This window comes from uncultured Williamsia sp., assembly GCF_947494875.1.
GTDB lineage: Bacteria > Actinomycetota > Actinomycetes > Mycobacteriales > Mycobacteriaceae > Williamsia_A.
In genome coordinates this window covers 50,815-68,526 of the sequence record NZ_CANLWM010000003.1, presented here as the reverse complement: position 1 = coordinate 68,526, position 17,712 = coordinate 50,815, and the positions used below count along the sequence as shown (strand labels likewise).

16 protein-coding genes and 1 riboswitch are annotated in these 17,712 nt (G+C 70.3%); of the genes, 3 read left to right on the top strand and 13 right to left on the bottom strand.

Going from position 1 to position 17,712, the window contains the following annotated elements:
- Window positions 1–48: 48 nt before the first annotated feature.
- Together Q1A98_RS08500 and Q1A98_RS08495 are read left to right on the top strand one after the other, a co-directional pair.
- Window positions 49–2,211, top strand: coding sequence for a malate synthase G (locus Q1A98_RS08500; RefSeq protein ID WP_299572030.1), 2,163 nt, complete (start codon window positions 49–51; stop codon window positions 2,209–2,211).
- Between the two features lie 10 nt (window positions 2,212–2,221).
- Window positions 2,222–3,388, top strand: a complete 1,167-nt coding sequence (locus Q1A98_RS08495) for a hypothetical protein (RefSeq protein WP_299572028.1) — start codon at window positions 2,222–2,224, stop codon at window positions 3,386–3,388.
- A gap of 7 nt (window positions 3,389–3,395) precedes the next feature.
- Here the strand turns inward: Q1A98_RS08495 and Q1A98_RS08490 are convergent, their stop codons facing one another.
- The 12 genes from Q1A98_RS08490 to Q1A98_RS08435 form a co-directional block, all read right to left on the bottom strand.
- Window positions 3,396–4,232: an alpha/beta fold hydrolase gene (locus Q1A98_RS08490; protein ID WP_299572025.1), complete on the bottom strand. Its 837-nt coding sequence runs from the start codon at window positions 4,230–4,232 to the stop codon at window positions 3,396–3,398.
- A gap of 102 nt (window positions 4,233–4,334) precedes the next feature.
- Complete coding sequence (gcvP, locus tag Q1A98_RS08485; RefSeq protein ID WP_299572023.1) at window positions 4,335–7,208, bottom strand: aminomethyl-transferring glycine dehydrogenase; 2,874 nt, start codon at window positions 7,206–7,208, stop codon at window positions 4,335–4,337.
- A gap of 161 nt (window positions 7,209–7,369) precedes the next feature.
- Window positions 7,370–7,470: riboswitch (glycine riboswitch) on the bottom strand.
- 28 nt (window positions 7,471–7,498) lie between these two features.
- Complete coding sequence (locus Q1A98_RS08480) at window positions 7,499–8,068, bottom strand: MerR family transcriptional regulator (RefSeq protein WP_299572809.1); 570 nt, start codon at window positions 8,066–8,068, stop codon at window positions 7,499–7,501.
- A 336-nt stretch (window positions 8,069–8,404) separates the two neighbouring features.
- Complete coding sequence (locus Q1A98_RS08475; protein WP_299572020.1) at window positions 8,405–8,905, bottom strand: bifunctional nuclease family protein; 501 nt, start codon at window positions 8,903–8,905, stop codon at window positions 8,405–8,407.
- A gap of 123 nt (window positions 8,906–9,028) precedes the next feature.
- Window positions 9,029–9,712, bottom strand: a complete 684-nt coding sequence (locus Q1A98_RS08470) for a MerR family transcriptional regulator (protein WP_299572018.1) — start codon at window positions 9,710–9,712, stop codon at window positions 9,029–9,031.
- A gap of 75 nt (window positions 9,713–9,787) precedes the next feature.
- Window positions 9,788–10,246: a glycogen accumulation regulator GarA gene (gene garA, locus Q1A98_RS08465; RefSeq protein ID WP_366943394.1), complete on the bottom strand. Its 459-nt coding sequence runs from the start codon at window positions 10,244–10,246 to the stop codon at window positions 9,788–9,790.
- A 200-nt stretch (window positions 10,247–10,446) separates the two neighbouring features.
- Window positions 10,447–10,851, bottom strand: a complete 405-nt coding sequence (gene gcvH / locus Q1A98_RS08460; RefSeq protein WP_299572014.1) for a glycine cleavage system protein GcvH — start codon at window positions 10,849–10,851, stop codon at window positions 10,447–10,449.
- A gap of 10 nt (window positions 10,852–10,861) precedes the next feature.
- Entirely contained in the window at window positions 10,862–11,479 is a 618-nt protein-coding gene (locus tag Q1A98_RS08455) for a CDP-alcohol phosphatidyltransferase family protein (RefSeq protein ID WP_299572011.1), read from the bottom strand.
- A 36-nt stretch (window positions 11,480–11,515) separates the two neighbouring features.
- The gene (gene secA2 / locus Q1A98_RS08450; RefSeq protein WP_299572009.1) at window positions 11,516–13,924 is read right to left on the bottom strand and encodes an accessory Sec system translocase SecA2; all 2,409 of its coding nucleotides are present in this window, start codon (window positions 13,922–13,924) and stop codon (window positions 11,516–11,518) included.
- A 137-nt stretch (window positions 13,925–14,061) separates the two neighbouring features.
- On the bottom strand, window positions 14,062–14,976 hold the full coding sequence (locus tag Q1A98_RS08445) for an alpha/beta hydrolase (RefSeq protein WP_299572007.1): 915 nt from the start codon (window positions 14,974–14,976) through the stop codon (window positions 14,062–14,064).
- Between the two features lie 31 nt (window positions 14,977–15,007).
- A complete protein-coding gene (locus Q1A98_RS08440) occupies window positions 15,008–15,556 on the bottom strand; it encodes a DUF1990 family protein (RefSeq protein WP_299572005.1) in 549 nt (182 codons plus the stop codon).
- A complete protein-coding gene (locus Q1A98_RS08435; RefSeq protein ID WP_299572808.1) occupies window positions 15,553–16,143 on the bottom strand; it encodes a mismatch-specific DNA-glycosylase in 591 nt (196 codons plus the stop codon). Before Q1A98_RS08435 ends, Q1A98_RS08440 begins: the two co-directional genes overlap by 4 nt.
- 28 nt (window positions 16,144–16,171) lie before the next feature.
- Between Q1A98_RS08435 and Q1A98_RS08430 the strand changes: the two genes are divergently transcribed.
- Window positions 16,172–16,615 carry a VOC family protein gene (locus Q1A98_RS08430; RefSeq protein WP_299572003.1) on the top strand — a complete coding sequence of 148 codons (444 nt, stop codon included), beginning with the start codon at window positions 16,172–16,174 and terminating at the stop codon, window positions 16,613–16,615.
- Between the two features lie 11 nt (window positions 16,616–16,626).
- On the opposite strand, the gene Q1A98_RS08425 is transcribed toward Q1A98_RS08430, so the two are convergent.
- Complete coding sequence (locus Q1A98_RS08425; RefSeq protein ID WP_299572000.1) at window positions 16,627–17,709, bottom strand: endonuclease/exonuclease/phosphatase family protein; 1,083 nt, start codon at window positions 17,707–17,709, stop codon at window positions 16,627–16,629.
- Window positions 17,710–17,712: the final 3 nt, after the last annotated feature.

The following is a 17,712-nucleotide window of genomic DNA, read 5'->3' as shown; positions in this document are numbered from 1 at the left end:
AGCCGACTCCGTGATCGGAGGAGATCGGCAACCAGCGAAAGAGGAGCCATGACCGAACGCGTCACCGTCGGCGGGGTGCAGGTCGCCACCGTCCTGCACGACTTCATCACCACCGAGGCGCTGCCCGGTACCGGTGTGGACGCCGACGCGTTCTGGGACGGCGTGGGCCGGATCATCACCGACCTCGCGCCCCGCAACCGCGAACTGCTGGCCGTCCGCGACGAATTGCAGACCAAGATCGACGACTGGCACCACCAGAACAGCGAGATCGACCCGGCCGCCTACAAGGCGTTCCTGCAGGAGATCGGCTACCTGGTCCCGGTGCCCGAGGACTTCCAGATCGGCACCGAAGGCGTCGACACCGAGATCACCAGCACCGCCGGGCCGCAGCTCGTCGTCCCCGTGCTCAACGCGCGCTTCGCGCTGAACGCCTCGAACGCCCGCTGGGGATCGCTGTACGACGCGCTCTACGGCACCGACGCGATCCCCGAGACCGACGGCGCCGAGAAGGGCACGTCCTACAACAAGGTCCGCGGCGACAAGGTCATCGCCTACGCGAAGAACTTCCTGGACGGCGCCGTCCCGCTGGAGAACGGCAAGTGGGCCGACGTCACCGGCCTCGCAGTCGACGGGTCCTCGCTCGCGGTCACCCTCGGCGACTCCTCCACCTCGTTGGCCGACCCCTCGGCCTTCGTCGGGTTCCTCGGCGACACCGACTCCCCCAGCGGGATCCTGCTGCGCCACAACGGCCTGCACCTCGAGGTCCAGGTCGACGCGGAGTCCCCGATCGGGTCCACCGACCCCGCCGGCATCAAGGACGTCCTGGTCGAGTCCGCGATCACCACGATCATGGACTTCGAGGACTCCGTCGCCGCCGTCGACGCCGAGGACAAGGTGCTCGGCTACCGGAACTGGTTGGGCCTGAACAAGGGCGACCTCGCCGAGGACGTGACCAAGGGCGGGAAGACCTTCACCCGCACACTCAACCCGGACCGCGTCTACACCAAGCCCGACGGTGGCGAACTCACCCTGCCCGGCCGCTCGCTGCTGTTCGTGCGCAACGTCGGTCACCTCATGACGAACGACGCGATCCTCGACGCGAATGGCGACGAGGTGCCCGAGGGCATCCTCGACGCCGTCTTCACCTCGCTCATCGGGATCCACGGAATGGCGCCCGAGGGCCGCCAGAACTCGCGGACCGGATCGATCTACATCGTGAAGCCGAAGATGCACGGCCCCGACGAGGTGGCGTTCACCGTCGAGCTTTTCGGCCGTGTCGAGGAGATCCTCGGCCTCCAGGCCAACACGCTCAAGGTCGGCATCATGGACGAGGAGCGGCGCACCACGGTGAACCTCAAGGCGTGCATCAAGGCCGCGGCCGACCGCGTCGTGTTCATCAACACCGGCTTCCTCGACCGCACCGGCGACGAGATCCACACGTCGATGGAGGCCGGCGCGGTCATCCGCAAGGCGGAGATGAAGTCGCAGACCTGGATCAAGGCCTACGAGGACTCGAACGTCGACATCGGCCTGCACGCCGGCCTGGCGCACCACGCGCAGATCGGCAAGGGCATGTGGGCCATGCCCGACCTGATGGCGGACATGCTCGAGCAGAAGATCGGGCACCCGAAGTCGGGCGCCACCACCGCATGGGTCCCGTCCCCGACCGCCGCGACGCTGCACGCGCTGCACTACCACCAGGTCGACGTGTTCGAGCGTCAGGACGAGATCGCCAAGCGCGATCCCGCCTCGGTCGACGACATCTTGCAGATCCCGCTGGCCAAGGACACCAACTGGTCCGACGAGGAGCGCAAGCAGGAGCTCGACAACAACTGCCAGTCGATCCTCGGGTACGTCGTGCGCTGGATCGACCAGGGCGTCGGCTGCTCCAAGGTGCCCGACATCCACGACGTCGCCCTCATGGAGGACCGTGCGACGCTGCGCATCTCGAGCCAGCTGCTCGCGAACTGGTTGCGGCACGGCATCATCACCGAGGAGCAGGTCGTCGAGTCGCTGCAGCGGATGGCCGCGGTCGTCGACGAGCAGAACTCCGGCGACTCCGCCTACCGGCCCATGGCCCCGGACTTCGACTCCAGCATCGCCTTCCAGGCCGCCAAGGACCTGATCCTCGAGGGCACCTCGCAGCCGAGCGGCTACACCGAGCCGATCCTGCATCGCCGCCGCCGGGAGTTCAAAGCCGCCAACGCCTGAGGCCTGACCCATGGCCCGGCACCGCACGGACACCGCCCACCGCCGCCGCGTCAGCCGCGGGGTGGTGCTGTCCGTCGCGGCGCTGGTCGTGGTGGCGGTCCTGGTGGTCGTGTGGGTCGTTCTCGGCCGCAGTCTCCGCGACGACTCCACCGCCGCGGCGCAGACATGTGTCGAGGGCCCCGAGACGGTGTCCGTCGTCGCCGACGCCGACATCGCCGAGCCGCTGGGCCGCATCGCCGCGGCGTACTCGGCGACCAAGCCGGTCGTGCGCGACAAGTGCATCACCGTGTCGGTCCGCCCCGTGGATCCCAAGACCACGCTCGACGGGCTCACCGGGACGTGGGACACCGCCTCGATGGGGGCCTTCCCCGCGGCGTGGGTGCCCGCGTCGTCGGTGTGGAGTGCGCAGCTGCTCACGGCGAGATCGTCGGTGGTGGACGGCGACCCCGAGTCGCTGGTCACCTCACCCGTCGTGCTCGCGGTGGCCCCGCAGTTCGCGCGTGCGGCGGCGGGGAAGCTGTCATGGATCGAGGTCCCGACCCTCACCCGCGACGATGCCGCCCTGTCACGGTTCGGACTGAGCGGATGGGGCCCGCTGCGCATGGCTCTGCCTGTCGGACCCGGCACCGACGCGAGCGTGCTCGCCGCGCAGGCGGTCGCCACCGAGGTCAGCCGTGTCGGGTCGGCGGGACTGACCGTCGAGGACGCGCGCTCGGCCCAGGTCACCTCGACCATCGCGGCGCTACGCGCCGAGGCGCCGCAGTCGGTCGACGGGAGTGCCTCACGCACACTGCCGACTGTCGTCGACGGTGATCCTGCACGGGCGCGCGTGCACGCGGTCCCGATCACCGAGCAGGCGCTGTACTCCGCGACGCGGCGAACGGGGGCGCCCGGGGTCGTCGAACTCCTTCCGACGGGCTACACGCCGTCGGCCGACTTCCCCGTCGTCGACCTGACCGGCCCCCAGGTCGACGCGGCGGCGGCCGAGTCGGTCACCGCGTTCTTCCGGTTCGCCCGTATGCCCGAGCAGCTCTCGACCCTCACCCGTCTCGGGTTCCGCGGCGCAGCTGCCGGTGCGACGCCGACGGCCGCGGTCACCTTCCCGCAGATCGCGACACCGATGCCCGCCGGTGACGCGGCCGCGCTCGCCGAGATCGCCCGACTCGTCTTCGGCTGAGACGACGTCATCCGGCGACGGGCAGAATGCGACGAAGCCATCGGGTGACGATCTCGTCGACCGCATGGGCATCGGCGCGCTGCGGGGCCGGTTCCATCCCCGGTTCGTCGGCCAGCGGGTGCGCGAGGCCCGGCACGCCGATCTGCTCGATCCTGCCCGGGTCGCCGTCCTGACCACGTAACGCGGCGACGAGGTCCGCCGCATCGGCGCGGAACTCCGGATGGTCGTCGTCGCCGCTGACGATCAGCAGCGGCGGCGGGGCGATCTCTGGGGCGCGCGCCACGAAGTCCAGGTCGGCGCACCTCTGTCGCGCCTGCTCGGACCATTCGTAGCGGTGCCCTGCCATCGGCTCCACCAGTGGCACCGCCGAGCTGACCCGTATCGCGGGGTTGATCAGCACCGCAGCGTGCACGGGGATCTCTGCGTCGGCGAGGACCTGCAACGCGACCGCGCCCCCGAGCGAGGCACCGACGATCGTCACCGGGCCGTCGTCGACCGGCAGCTGCGCGCGCACGGCGGCCAGCGCGGCCGGGAACTCGGCCACGGCCGACTCGACGAACGGCACCAGGAACGACGACACCGCGTCGTCGCGCGCGAGTGCGAACACCTCGTCCACACCACCGGCGGGCATCCGTGCCCCGCACATCGGCATCCCGAGGTGCACGCGCCACGCGGGGACCTCCGCCATGGGGAACGCCGCGGCGAACGCCGCGTCGGTACGCGGCGCGTCGAGCATGTGCCAGGTGATGATCAGCGGCGCGTGGTCCTGGCGCGACACGTCGCTCGTGCGAGGCGGGAGCGCGGTGAACGGCACGCCCGCCGCGGTTCCGGTGACGACGTCCACAGCAGTCCCTCCAGTCCGGCGATGCAGGTCGTCCGGACGGTGGTGCCCGCCCGGGACCGCCGTCCGGGGAATCCGCTGTCGGCGGAACGCCCGCCGCCGGACTCAGGCGTCGGCGGGCTCGCTGAAGGCGCTGATCGGCGGGCAGCTGCAGACGAGGTTGCGGTCGCCGTAGACGCCGTCGATCCGGCGCACCGCGGGCCACACCTTGTCCCGCGCACCCGCCGACGGGCGGCCGTTCGGGAACGCCGCCTGCTCGCGGGTGTAGGGATGCTCCCACTCCGCGACCAGGCACTCCGACGTGTGCGGCGCCCCGCGCAGCGGGTTGTCGTCGACGGTGAACGTGCCGTCGGCGACCTGCTCGATCTCCGCGCGGATCGACACCATCGCCTCACAGAACGCGTCGATCTCGTCGAGGTTCTCGCTCTCGGTGGGCTCCACCATGAGCGTGCCGCTCACCGGGAAGCTCATCGTCGGCGCATGGAATCCGTAGTCCGCCAGGCGCTTCGCCACGTCGTCGACGGTGACACCGGTCGCCTTCGTGATCGGACGGAGGTCGAGGATGCACTCGTGGGCCACCCAGCCGTTCTCGCCGGTGTAGAGCACCGGGAAGTGGTCGGCCAGGCGCCGCGCGATGTAGTTGGCCGACGCGATCGCGGTGAGCGTCGCCCGCCGCAGACCCTGCGCACCCATCATGCGGATGTAGGCGTAGGTGATCGGCAGGATCGACGCCGAGCCGTACGGCGCGGCCGAGATCGTCATCGACCCCGGCAGGGCGTCGTCCAGCGGGTGCCCGGGCAAGAAATCCGCGAGGTGCTCGCGGACCCCGATCGGACCGACACCCGGTCCGCCGCCGCCGTGCGGGATGCAGAACGTCTTGTGCAGGTTCAGGTGGCTGACGTCGCCGCCGAACTTGCCGGGTCGGGCGACACCGACGAGGGCGTTGAGGTTCGCGCCGTCGACGTACACCTGACCACCGGCGTCGTGCACGGCACCGCAGATCTCCGAGACCTCGTGCTCGAACACACCATGGGTGGAGGGGTAGGTGATCATGATCGCCGCCAACGACTCCGCGTGGGTGGCGATCTTCTCCTTCAGGTCGGCGGTGTCGACGTCACCGTTGGCACGACACGCGACGACCACCACCCGCATGCCCGCCATCACGGCCGACGCGGCGTTGGTGCCGTGGGCGCTCGACGGGATGAGGCAGATGTCGCGACCCTCGTCGCCGCGGCTCAGGTGGTACTTGCGGATGGCGAGCAGACCGGCGTACTCCCCCTGCGACCCGGCGTTGGGCTGCAGGCTGATCCGGTCGTAGCCGGTGATGTCGGCGAGCCACGTCTCGAGTCGCTCGATCATCGTGCGCATGCCGGCGGTGTCCTCGGCCGGGGCGAACGGGTGCAGGTTCGCGATGCCCGGCCAGGTGATCGGCTCCATCTCGGCGGCCGCGTTGAGCTTCATGGTGCACGAGCCGAGCGGGATCATGCTGCGGTCGAGCGCGATGTCCTTGTCGGACAGACGACGCAGGTAGCGCAGCATCGACGTCTCGGTGCGATAGCGGTGGAACGCCGGGTGCGTGAGGAACTCGCTCGTCCGCTCCGGACCGACGGGCGCCTCGATCACCTCACCCGACAGCTCCGCCCCGAACGCGGCGAGGACGCCCGCGACGTGCTCCTCGGTGGTCGTCTCGTCGCAGGCGATGCCGACGTGGTCGGCGTCGACGCGGCGCAGGTTGATCCCCGCGTCCCGCTTGGCGGCCTCGACCACCTCGTCCGCCCGGCCCGGGACTCGGGCCAGGACGGTGTCGAAGAACGTGTCGTGGACGATCTCGACGCCGGCGTCGGCCAGGCGTCCGGCGACGACCGACGCCAGACGGTGGACCCGCCGGGCGATCGCGGTGAGGCCGTCTGGACCGTGGTAACTCGCGTACATGGCGGCCAGCACGGCCAGCAGCACCTGGGCGGTGCAGATGTTGCTGGTCGCCTTCTCGCGGCGGATGTGCTGCTCGCGGGTCTGCAGCGACAGCCGGTAGGCGAGGTTGCCGTCGGCGTCCTTGGACACGCCGACCAGACGACCCGGCAGCTGACGGGCATGCTGGGTGCGCACGGCGAGGTAGCCGGCGTGCGGACCGCCGAAGCCCATCGGGACGCCGAAGCGCTGTGTGGTGCCGAAGCAGGCGTCGGCACCCTGCTCACCGGGCGGGGTGATCAACGTCAGCGACAGCAGATCGGCGCCGACCGCGACGAGCGCATCCCGTTCGTGTGCGGCGGAGATGATCGGTGCGAGGTCGACGACGCGACCCGAGGCACCGGGAACCTGGGTGAGCACCCCGTAGAAGTCGCCGTCGGGCAGGCCCCGGGTGAGGTCCGCGCGCACGACCTCGATGCCGAGCGGCTCGGCACGGGTCTCGATGACCGCGAGGGTCTGCGGGAAGACGTCGGTGTCGACGACGAACCGCGGTGACTTGTTCTTCGTCGCGCGCCGCAGCAGGGTCATCGCCTCCGCGGCCGCGGTGCCCTCGTCGAGCATCGAGGCGTTGGCGACGTCCATGCCGGTGAGGTCGGAGACCATCGTCTGGAAGTTGAGGAGCGCCTCGAGGCGACCCTGGCTGATCTCCGGCTGATACGGCGTGTACGCGGTGTACCAGGCGGGGTTCTCGACCAGGCTGCGCCGCAGTACGGCTGGGGTGTGGGTGCCGTAGTAGCCGAGGCCGATCATCGACGGGGCGGCGGTGTTCTGTGCGGCGAGGTCCGCGAGCTCGGCCAGCGCCTCGACCTCGGTGGCCGCGGGCGGGAGGACGTCGAGGCCGGTCGCGTCGGCGGGATCGGCGATCGAGGACGGGACGACGCGATCGGCGAGGGCCTCCAACGAGTCGACGCCGAGCGCTTCGAGGATGCGGCCCAGGTCGTGGTCGTCGGGACCGATGTGGCGGTCGGCGAAGGCGTCGGTGACGTCGGCGATACGGGTCTGCTCGGACACGGGTGGGACCTCCCCTGGGCATGTCCGACGATGCCGTCGGACAGCAGTTGGTCCTCCCCCTCTGTCCTGCCCGTCGTACGGGCGCCTGAGAGATTGAGCCGCGGGCGGCGGCCTTTCACCGTGGGCGGACGACGCGGACGCCGTCACTTTCCAGAGACGTCGGGGGCGACACGGTCCTGGATGCCTGAGAGATTGACGGAGAGGTGTTGCTCCTTCGGCGGACGCGACCGGTCGGGTCGCGACACTCTCCCATGCCGCTGCGACGTGGAGCCGAGTTTACCCCGGTCCCGCTACCCCGTGCGACGCGCGCGGGTCTTGCGGCGCGCGGCGAGCTCGTCCTCGGGGGCGGTCTCGCTGATCGCGCCGTCGGCCCGCTCACCCGGGAAGTCGGCGATGGTGCCCGAGAGCTCCCGCATCGCACCGGCGACGGCGATGCCGAACACACCCTGACCGCCCTGCAGGAGGTCGACGACCTCCTCGGCCGACGTGCACTCGTAGACGGTGGTGCCGTCGGAGAAGAGGGTGATGCGGGCGAGGTCCTCGACACCGCGTTGACGCAGGTGGTCGACGGCGACACGGATGTTCTGCAGCGAGATGCCGGTGTCGAGCAGTCGCTTGACGATCTTCAGGACGAGGATGTCCTTGAAGGAGTACAGGCGCTGGCTGCCGCTGCCGGCGGCGCCGCGGATCGACGGGACCACCAGGGACGTGCGCGCCCAGTAGTCGAGTTGGCGGTAGGTGATCCCGGCGATCTGGCAGGCGCTGGGCACGCGGTAGCCGACGAGTTCGTCGGGCACGGTGTCGTTCGGGAACACGCCGGGCGCGATGTCGTCGAGTGTTCCCTGCTGGGGACGCGCCACCGGCGCCTGCTCGGACCGGGTCGCGACGTCGTCGGCGGTGTCCGGGCCCTGCGTGGTTGGCTCGTCGCCCACGGCGTGCTCCTGGGGATGATCGGGTCCGTCCGGCGTGGACCTGAGTGGACGGATGGCAGAACACCATCGGTGCAACTCAGGGTACCCCTGCGACCCGACCCTGGGTGGCGTCCCGCGATCTCGCGGATTCGAGGGGAACGCTATGACCCGGCGACGCGCCGATCAACGCGACTCGCCCGCCCGGTAAGTCTCAATCTCACCTTGAGGGTGAACCGTGACGCCGGGGAGACCGTTCCGTGATCAGGCCCCGGCTGTGACACCGGATCAGGCTCCGCCTGAGGCCTTGAAGTCGTCGGGCGAGATGTTGTCGAGGAACTCCTTGAACTTCTCGACCTCGTCCTCCTTGACCTCCTCGGAGTCCGAGGACTCCTCGTCGGGGATGACCAGACCCGCCTCGGCGAGGACGTCCTCCTCGGCGATGATCGGCACCTCGGCACGCATCGCGACGGCGACCGCATCCGACGGACGCGCCGACACGCGCAACTCGCCGCCGAAGATCATCTCGGCGTAGAAGGTGCCCTCCTGCATGTCGACGATGCGCACCTCGACCAGTTCCTGCCCGAAGGCGGACACCAGGTTGACGATCAGATCGTGGGTGAGGGGGCGGGGCGGTTCGACACCCTTCTGCTTCAGGGCGATCGACGCGGCCTCGCTCTGCCCGATCCAGATCGGCAGGTAGCGCTCTCCGTCGACCTCGCGGAGGAGCAGGACAGGCTGGCCCTGTGGGGGTTCCACGCGGATCCCGACGACGTGCATCTCACCCATGGTCACTCTCCCGCCTGACGATCGACGCACCTGTCGAACAGCACCGACCGGCACGCGAACGGGCCGGTCGATCAGGATCGACGCTACACCTCACGGGCGCGGACCACCGGGGCGTGCGTGGAGTCAGTCCAGGGCATCGCGCACAGCGGCTTTCACCAACTGTGTGTGCAGGGTGACGGTGAGTGCGGCCACCTCACGCGTGAGTTCCTCGGCCCGGTCGCGGGCACCGGCACCCTTGCTCTTCGCGATCGGGTTGGCGATCTGGGCGACCAGGCCCGCCTCCCGGTCCGCCGAGACCTTGAACGCGCGCAGATGCCGTGCCTCGAGCCCGTAGTCCGCGAGCGCGGCGGCAGCCTCGACCAGACGGACGGCGTCCTCGTCGAAGAACCCACCCGGTCCGGCGCTGAGCAGGCCGGCGGACAGCAGTTCGGCGACGAACTCGGCGTCGGCCCCGGTGCGGTCGATGAGCGCCTCGCGCGACACGCGGCCACCCGAGCTCTCGAAGTCCATCGCCGGCGCAACCCAGGAGCGCGCCGTCGACAGCAGCCGGGGTGTGCCGGGGTCGACCCGTTCCCCGCGGTCGATGGCGTCGAGCTGGTCCTTGATGACCTTGAGGGGGAGATAGCGATCCCGCTGGGCCGTCAGGACGAACCGCAACCGTTCGCAGTCGTCGGCGGTGAACCGCCGATACCCCGACGGGGATCGTTCCGGGGTGATCAGCCCCTCCGCCTCGAGGAAGCGGATCTTCGAGATGGTGACGTCGGGGAAATCCGGACGGAGCCGGTCGAGGACTGCGCCGATGGACATCGACCCCTCGTCGGATCCCGACCGACCACCCGGACGGGCGGCCCCGCCACCGGTGGACGGCGCGGTCACGAGCGGTTACCCGGCCGCCGACGATCCGTCGCCGGAGGGGCCGCTGAGGAACACGAGACGGAACTTGCCGATCTGCACCTCGTCACCGTTCGCGAGGACCGCGGAGTCCACGGGCTCCCGGTTCACGTAGGTGCCGTTGAGGCTGCCGACGTCGACGACCTGGAACTCGTTGTCCGCGAGACGGAACTCCGCGTGACGACGGGACACGGTCACGTCGTCGAGGAAGATGTCGCTGTCGGGGTGACGACCCGCCGACGTGGTGGTCTGGTCGAGGAGGAAGCGCGACCCGGCGTTCGGTCCACGCTTGACGACGAGCAGCGCGGTGCCCGGCGAGAGACGTTCGACGGCGGCCTCGGCGGTCTCGGTCGTCGATCCCCCGGAAGCGTCGAGTTCCTTGATGAAATCGGCGCGGAAGACCGACGTCGTCTCCACGGGCGCGTCGTAGTCCTTCTCGTTGTCGCTCACCAACCACTCCTTCTCGGGTTCTCGTGACCTGTCGATGCAGGTCGCGCGTGTCGGGTCGACGGCGGTGGCGCGTGTCGACCCGGTTGTCCGTGGTGATCCCCGGCGGCCGGGGTGCCTGCCGACGCGGTGGTGGTCCGCGTCGGGTGCTCCCGGGGTCCGCTCGTGCCCAACTGACCGTACCCTGCCGGGCCCCCGTCAGATCAGCTGTCGATGACCTTGCGGTAGCCGTCGGCGTCGAGCAGGTCACCCAACACCGCATCGAGGTCGGTGCCCTCGGACACGGCGATCTCGATGAGCCAACCGTCGCCGTACGGCGCGGAGTTCACCAGTTCCGGCGTGCTCTCCAACGCGTCGTTGACGGCCGCGACCGATCCCTCGAGCGGGCCGTAGATGTCGGAGACGCTCTTGGTCGACTCGACCTCGGCGAAGGACTCCCCGGACGTCACGTCGTCGTCGACGGCGGGCAGCTGGACGAACACGACGTCGCCGAGCTGATCCTGTGCGTAGGCGGTGATCCCGACCCGGACACGGTCGGGTCCGAGCTGCTCGATCCACTCGTGTTCGACGGTGTAGCGCAGGTTCCCGGGGACCTCGATCTCACTCACGCCGTGAACCCTATCGTGCCCGCGGCACTCGTCGGACGACGAGCACCGCCTGCCACCAGTACTGCACGAAGGACCACACGTACATGCCCGTCCCCCAGATGAGGAACGCCCATCCGATCGGGTGGAACACGTCTCCGAGCCAGTTGTCGATCTGTCCGCCGAGCACGAACGGGAACCCGTACATCAGGGAGAACGTCGCCGCCTTGCCCACGTAGGTCACCGGCAGCGCCGTCAGCCCCCGCGTGCGCAGGATCGGAACCGCGGCCAGCAGCAACAGGTCCCGGCCGATGAGGATCCCGATCAACCACCACGGGACGATGTCGCGCAGCCCCAGGCAGATCGGGATGACGATCATGTAGATCCGGTCGGCTGCGGGATCGAGCAGCGCACCGAGCGACGACGACTGGTTCAGCAGTCGCGCGAGCTTCCCGTCGGCCCAGTCCGACGCCCCGGAGACCAGCAGGACGACGAACGACCACGCGTAGGCGTGCTCGAACACCAACAGCCACACGAAGACCGGGACCAGGACCAGACGCAGCAGGCTCAGCGCGTTGGGCACCGTGACGATCCGATCGGACAGCACCGGTTCGCTCGATCCCGGTGCCCGCGTGGAGCCGTCGGATTCCATGCTGCTCAGCCTGTCACACCGCCAACCGGGCCGGGCTCAGCGGAAGACGCCGATGATCCCCTGCAGCGTCTTCGCCCCGCCGGAGGCGAACGGGTTGTCGTGGACCATGTAGGTCCACGTCGTCGTCGAGCGACGCAGGTCGGCGCCCTCGAGGTCGACACCGTCGGCGGTGATGGTCGCCTCGCGGAATGTGGTGCGTGCCTTCTCGACCGCCTCGGCGGGCAGGGTCGCGAAGGCGTCGAGGATCAGCTTGTGAAACTCGTCGAGAGGGCTCTGCCGACCGATCGAGCGCAGGTGGATGCTGGCGCGGACGTCGGCGACGAAGGCGAGGTGGTCGGCCCAGGCGCGGTCGAGGTGGTACAGCGCGATCTCCCGCGCCGCCTGCACGAGCACGTCCCGCGGCACCGGATCGGTCTTGACCGCGACCGAGGACGCCTCGGCGGCCGTCCCGTCCGCGTCGTCGCCGGATGACGTGTCGGAGGGGTCCGACGACGTCGCGGTGCCGGTCAACTCGGCGTAGCGCTCGGGTTCGGACTTCTCCAGTTCCTCCAGCGCGATGTCGGTGGTGAGGACCTCCATGCGCCGCTTCACGACGATGTCGCGCTGCTGGTTCACCAGCTTGTTGTAGCGCCAGGTGTTCGCGTGCAGCTCCAGCATGATGCCCTCGGCGACGCGCTGCGCCTGCTCGATGAGCTCGATGCCGCGCTCCCCCATGGAGCCGTCCTCGTTCTCCGACTCCGGGTCCCGCTTGAACGACAGGTTCTTGGTGACCACCGGGTCCTGCAGCGACGAGAAGAACACGCTGCGGCCGGGGTCGCCCTGACGGCCGGCACGTCCCCGCAGCTGGTTGTCGAGACGTTCGGTGTCGTGGCGGCCGGTCCCGACGACACAGAGCCCGCCGAGCTCGACGATCTGATCGCGGGCGCCCGTGGACTTCCCGTCCTTCTCGCCGCGGGTGCCGCCGAGCTTGATGTCGGTGCCACGACCGGCCATCTGCGTCGACACGGTCACGGCGTCGAGCGCGCCGGCCTCGGCGATGATGACCGCCTCCTCGGCGTCGTTCTTCGCGTTGAGGACGACGCTCGTGACCCCTGCGCGTTCCAGGAGCAGTGCCAACTCCTCGGACTCGGCCACGTCGTGGGTGCCGATGAGCACCGGCTGACCGGTCTCGTGGATCTCCTTCACGAACTCGACGATCGCCTCGGCCTTGTGGAACTTGGTGTCGTAGACGCGGTCGGGCTCGTCGACACGGACGTTGTCGGTGTTCGGCGGGATCTGGGAGACGGCGAGCTCGTAGAACTGACGGAACTGCTCACCGGCGGCCAGAGCGGTACCCGTCATGCCGCACACCGTCGGGTACCGGCCGATCAGCGCCTGCACGGTCATCGTGTCGATGACCTCGCCCGAATCGGTCTGCGCCAGGCCCTCTTTCATCTCCACAGCAGCCTGCAGGCCGTCAGGCCACCGCTGCAGCTGCGCGACGCGGCCGCGGGAGGAGTTGATCAGGTGCACGCCACCGTCGCGGACGATGTAGTGGACGTCGCGCTCGACGAGGATGTGCGCGTGCATCGCGATGTTCACGTGCACCAGCGTCGTGCCGACGTGCTCCTCGGAGTACAGGTCGATGCCGCCGAGCTCGGCCTCGACGAACTCCGCGCCCTCCTCGGTGAGGAAGACGTTGCGGCCCTCGGTGTCGATCTCGTAGTGGTTCTTCCGCAGCTTGGCGACGGTGTCGTGGATCGGTTTGTCGGGCACCTCGCCGGTCGTCGCGCCGGCGAGGATGAGCGGAACCAGCGCCTCGTCGACGAGCACCGAGTCGGCCTCGTCGATGATCGCGACGTCCGGCGTCGGGGAGACCAGGTCCTCCTCGCGGGTCACGAGCTGGTCGCGCAGGACGTCGAAGCCGATCTCGTTCACCGACGCGTAGGTGATGTCCGCGGCGTAGGCGGTACGTCGCTCGTCCTTCGTCGACGACTCCGACACCGACCCCGAGGACATGTCGAACAGATCGAACAGCGGCTTCATCCACGACGCGTCACGGGTGGCGAGGTAGTCGTTGACGGAGATGACGTGCACGCGGCGGCCGAGCAGGACGTAGCCGACGGCCGCGATCGCACCCGAGAGCGTCTTGCCCTCACCGGTCGCCATCTCGACGATGTCGCCCTCGAGCAGGCGCAGCGCACCTTGAAGCTGCACGTCGAACGGTCGCATCTGCAGGGAACGTTCGGCGCCCTCGCGCACCAGGGCGATGTAGCGCGCGCGGTCGTCGCCGGCGGGATCGGTGATGTCGAGCTTCTCCGCCGCCCCCGCGAACTCGTCGTCGGACAGCCCCGCGGCCCAGTCGTCGTGGGTGGCGGCCTTGGCGATCAGTGCGACCGACTTCGACTGGTTGCGCGTCGCCTGCGCGCCCAGCATCCGCCACATCCGGTTCGAGAGCTTGCCCACTGACCGATCACTCCTGTTCGACGTGCACGGGGACCTGCCCGCCCCGCGCCCCGTGGCCGCCCCCACCGTACGCGGGACGACCCGCCGACCTGCGCGACATCACGACGTCGGCGTCAGACCCCACCCACGACGTCGACTCAGACCCCACCGACGACGTCGTCGAGGAAATCGACGTAGTCGGCGACCGCGGTCTCGAACGCGTCACCGAGGTAGATGTCGAAGTGACCGACCGGGTAGCGCTTGATCACCGCGTTGCGCACCCGTTCGGCGTGCTTGATCGTCGCCGCCGCCGGCGCGACGGAGTCGGTGTCGCAGACCGCGAACAGCACCGGCGCCGTCACCGACCGCGCGACCTTGCCCGGCTTCTCCCGCGGGATGCGCAGGGCGACGGCCGCGGCGACCTCGTCGGAGAACGACATCCCCTCCGGCACCAGCGCGAGGTAGCCGTCCATCGCGTCAGGCGTGTTCATGAGCGCGGTCTCCCCGGGACGACCCGCCAGCGCCACCATGACCCGCGGCCGACCGCGACGCGCGGCCAGCGCATCGGCCAGCGCCTTGCCCATCACGCCGAGCGAGCTCGGTCCCATGTTCTGGCGCGCCGAGGCGATGCCGTCAGTGAACGGGCACTGCGCGATCGCCGCGGCCACCCGCGGGTCGTGCGCGGCGATCACCAGCACGTGTCCCCCACCGAACGACGACCCGAAGATGACCACCCGGTCGGGGTCGACCCCCGGAAGCGACCGCGCGTACGCGATGGCGGCGTGCCAGTCCTCGCGCTGCCGGTCGATGTCGAGGAGTTGACGCGGCTCGCCACCGCTGGCGCCGAAGTGGCGGTAGTCGAAGGCCAGGGCGTGGTAGCCCGCGTCGGCGAACCGCTCCGCGTAGGCGTCGAGCCGCATCTCCTTGACCGCGCCGAGACCGTGCCCCAACACGACGATGGGCCGGCGTTCGCCGTCTTCGGCCTCGGCCCGGTACAGCCAGGCGGCGCAGGTGGTGCCGCCGGAGTCGAACGTGATGTCCTCGCGTGGATACGCCTCGGGCCCCGTCGTCATGGGGTGATTATGTCGCGCGCCACACACCGGGTCACAGCGACCTGATCGCCGCGACGTAGCGACGGGCCATGATCCGCTGGGCGACTCGGGCGACCGGCCCGCCCACCCGCGTCAGCAGCGAGCCGGGTCGCGAGAACGCGGTGACCGCGAGACGCACGGTCCCGTCGTGGTCGAGGTGGACCAGGAACGCCTCCTCGCCGTCCTCGGGATGACCGGGGAGGGTGCCGTAGACGAATCCCGCCCGGGTGGGCTCGTCGACGACGCGCACCACTCGCACCGGTGCCCGCAACCCGAGCGGTCCCGGACCGAGGAGGACGTCGGCCACCGTGCCCTCCACCAGCGGGTCGTCGGTCGCCGCGACCCGCGCACCCGATCGCAGTTGCACCTGCCATGCGAGCACCGCCTCGGCGCACTGCTCGAACCGCCGCCTGCCCTGTCCGACGACGCCGTCGTGGTGGAGGTGGTGGTAGCCCGACGGCAGCCCGGTGAGGGTGGCCCCCACGTCGCGATAGGTCAACGTCGCGGCACGCAGGTCGGCGGCGCGGTCGGGGGCCAGCGGGGTCGAGCGCTGCTCGGTCATGCCCCACCGTATCGCCGGTCCGCGACCGCCAGTCCGGCGGCGACGGCGGCCTCGCGGTAGTGCTCGGCGAGGGTGTCGACGGTCTCGTGCGCGTTGAGTCCGCTGGGGTTGGGGACCACCCACACCCGCGCGCCCGCGAGGTCGCGCGGTTGCTCGCCGACCGTCGCCCTGGGGTGCCCGAACCCGGTGCGGTAGGCCGTGATCCCGGCGACGGCGACCACGCGCGGCGCGAGCGCGCGCACGGTCTCGGCGAGTCGACGCGCACCGGCGCGCAGCTCGTCGTCGGCGAGTTCGTCGGCCCGCGCGGTGGCCCGGGCGACGACATTGGTGATGCCGATCCCGGCTCCGAGCATCACCTCGCGATCGGCCGCCGACATCCCCGACGACGCGTCGATCCGCCGGTCGACGAGACCACCCCGGTACAGGGCGGGATAGAAGCGGTTGCCGGGCCGCGCGAAGTGGGCGCCGGTCGCCGCGGTCCACAGGCTCGGGTTGATCCCGACGAACAACAGCCGACAGCGGTCGTCGACGAGGTCGTCGACGACCGCGTCCCGGTACGCGAGCAGCTCGTCACGACGGAACCCGATGACGTCCCCCTCCCGCTACGGTCGCACCATGACGGGCGCCCCGACCGATCACCGCGTGCACTTCATGACCCTCGCGACCGCCGACCTCGACGCCGCGCGCCGCTTCTACGTGAACGGACTCGGGTGGGAGCCACTGCTCGACGTGCCCGACGAGATCGTCTTCTTCCAGATCGCCGGTGGGCTGGTGCTCGGCTTCTTCGAGGCGGAGAAGTTCGCCGCCGACGTCGCCGGAGCGACCAGCAGCACCGTCGGCGGGGTGACGCTGGCCCACAACGTGGACGACCGCGACGCGGTCCACGAGGTCGTTGCCCGCATGGCCGGCGCGGGCGGCACCGTCGTCACACCCCCGGAGGACGGCGCGTTCGGTGACATCTTCCACGCGATCGTGCGGGACCCGAACGGCGTCGTGTGGGAGGTCGCCCACAACCCCGGCTGGCGCGTCGCCGCCGACGGGACCGTTCACCTCAGCTGAGTCGGTCGCCGTCACGGTCGCAGTTCGAGATCGACCACGACCGGCGAGTGGTCGCTGACAGCCCGCTCTGCCTGCGGCCGGTCGACGACGCGCGCGTCACGCACGAGGAAATGGTCCGAGACCAGGACCCGATCGCTGGTCGAGCGGGTTCCCGTACCGGCGTCGGACAGGCCGACGGCCGCGGCCAGTCGTGTCTCCCCCGCGTACTCGGCCGAGTCACGCTGGGTGTTGAAGTCGGCGCCCAGGATCGTCGGCCCCGGCCACAGCCGGACGGTGTCGAGGACGGGCGCCACCTGGCGGGCCACCTCGTCGACGCCGTCGTGCGGCGAGCTGAAATGCCCCGAGAGAATCCGGATCGCGGTGCCCTGCGGCGTGACCGCCATCGTGTCGGTGGCACCGCGGGGCTGGTGTTCGGTGGTCGTCGGGAACCACCGCCGCCGCAACCCCCATCGACTGCCGGCGACATCGGCCCATGCCGCCAGTGCCGATCGGGCCCGACGGGCCCAGTCGTCTCCGAATGCGTCGCCGATGCGCAGGGTCCGTGCGTCGGTCAGGACGATGCCGTGGAACGTGAGCACCCCGGGACCCTCCTGGCGGCCGTAGATCTTCTCGGCGTTGACCGTCATCACCGCGCCGGTCGGGTGCAGTCGCCGGGCGAGGGCACACAGGGTGTCGCTCAGGCTCGACCGGAGCGCGAACCGGTCCAGTTCCTGCAGCAGGACGACGTCCGGGTCGAGGTCGGCGATGGCCTGCGCCAGCCGGTCGAGTTTCGCCGGGGTCGCGAGGAACTCGCCCGACCCGCCCATGCCGCCGTGCACGTTGAACTCGACGACGCGCAGCCGCTCGGGTGCGCGCACTTCGGGGTCGGCGGCCGCACGCACCGGCACCACCGGTGTCCGCGGCCCGACGGCGGTCACGGTCGCGGCCGCACCCGCGGCGGACACCGCACCCAGCGAGGCGCCGACGCGGGGTCTGCCCCACCGCGATCCCACCGCGCAGCCGAGGACCGTTACCGGAGCGACCCACCATCCGCGGTCGCGGATCGTCGTGCCGACCGTCTCCACCAGCCCGGGTCGGTGACGAGGGGCCGGCACAGG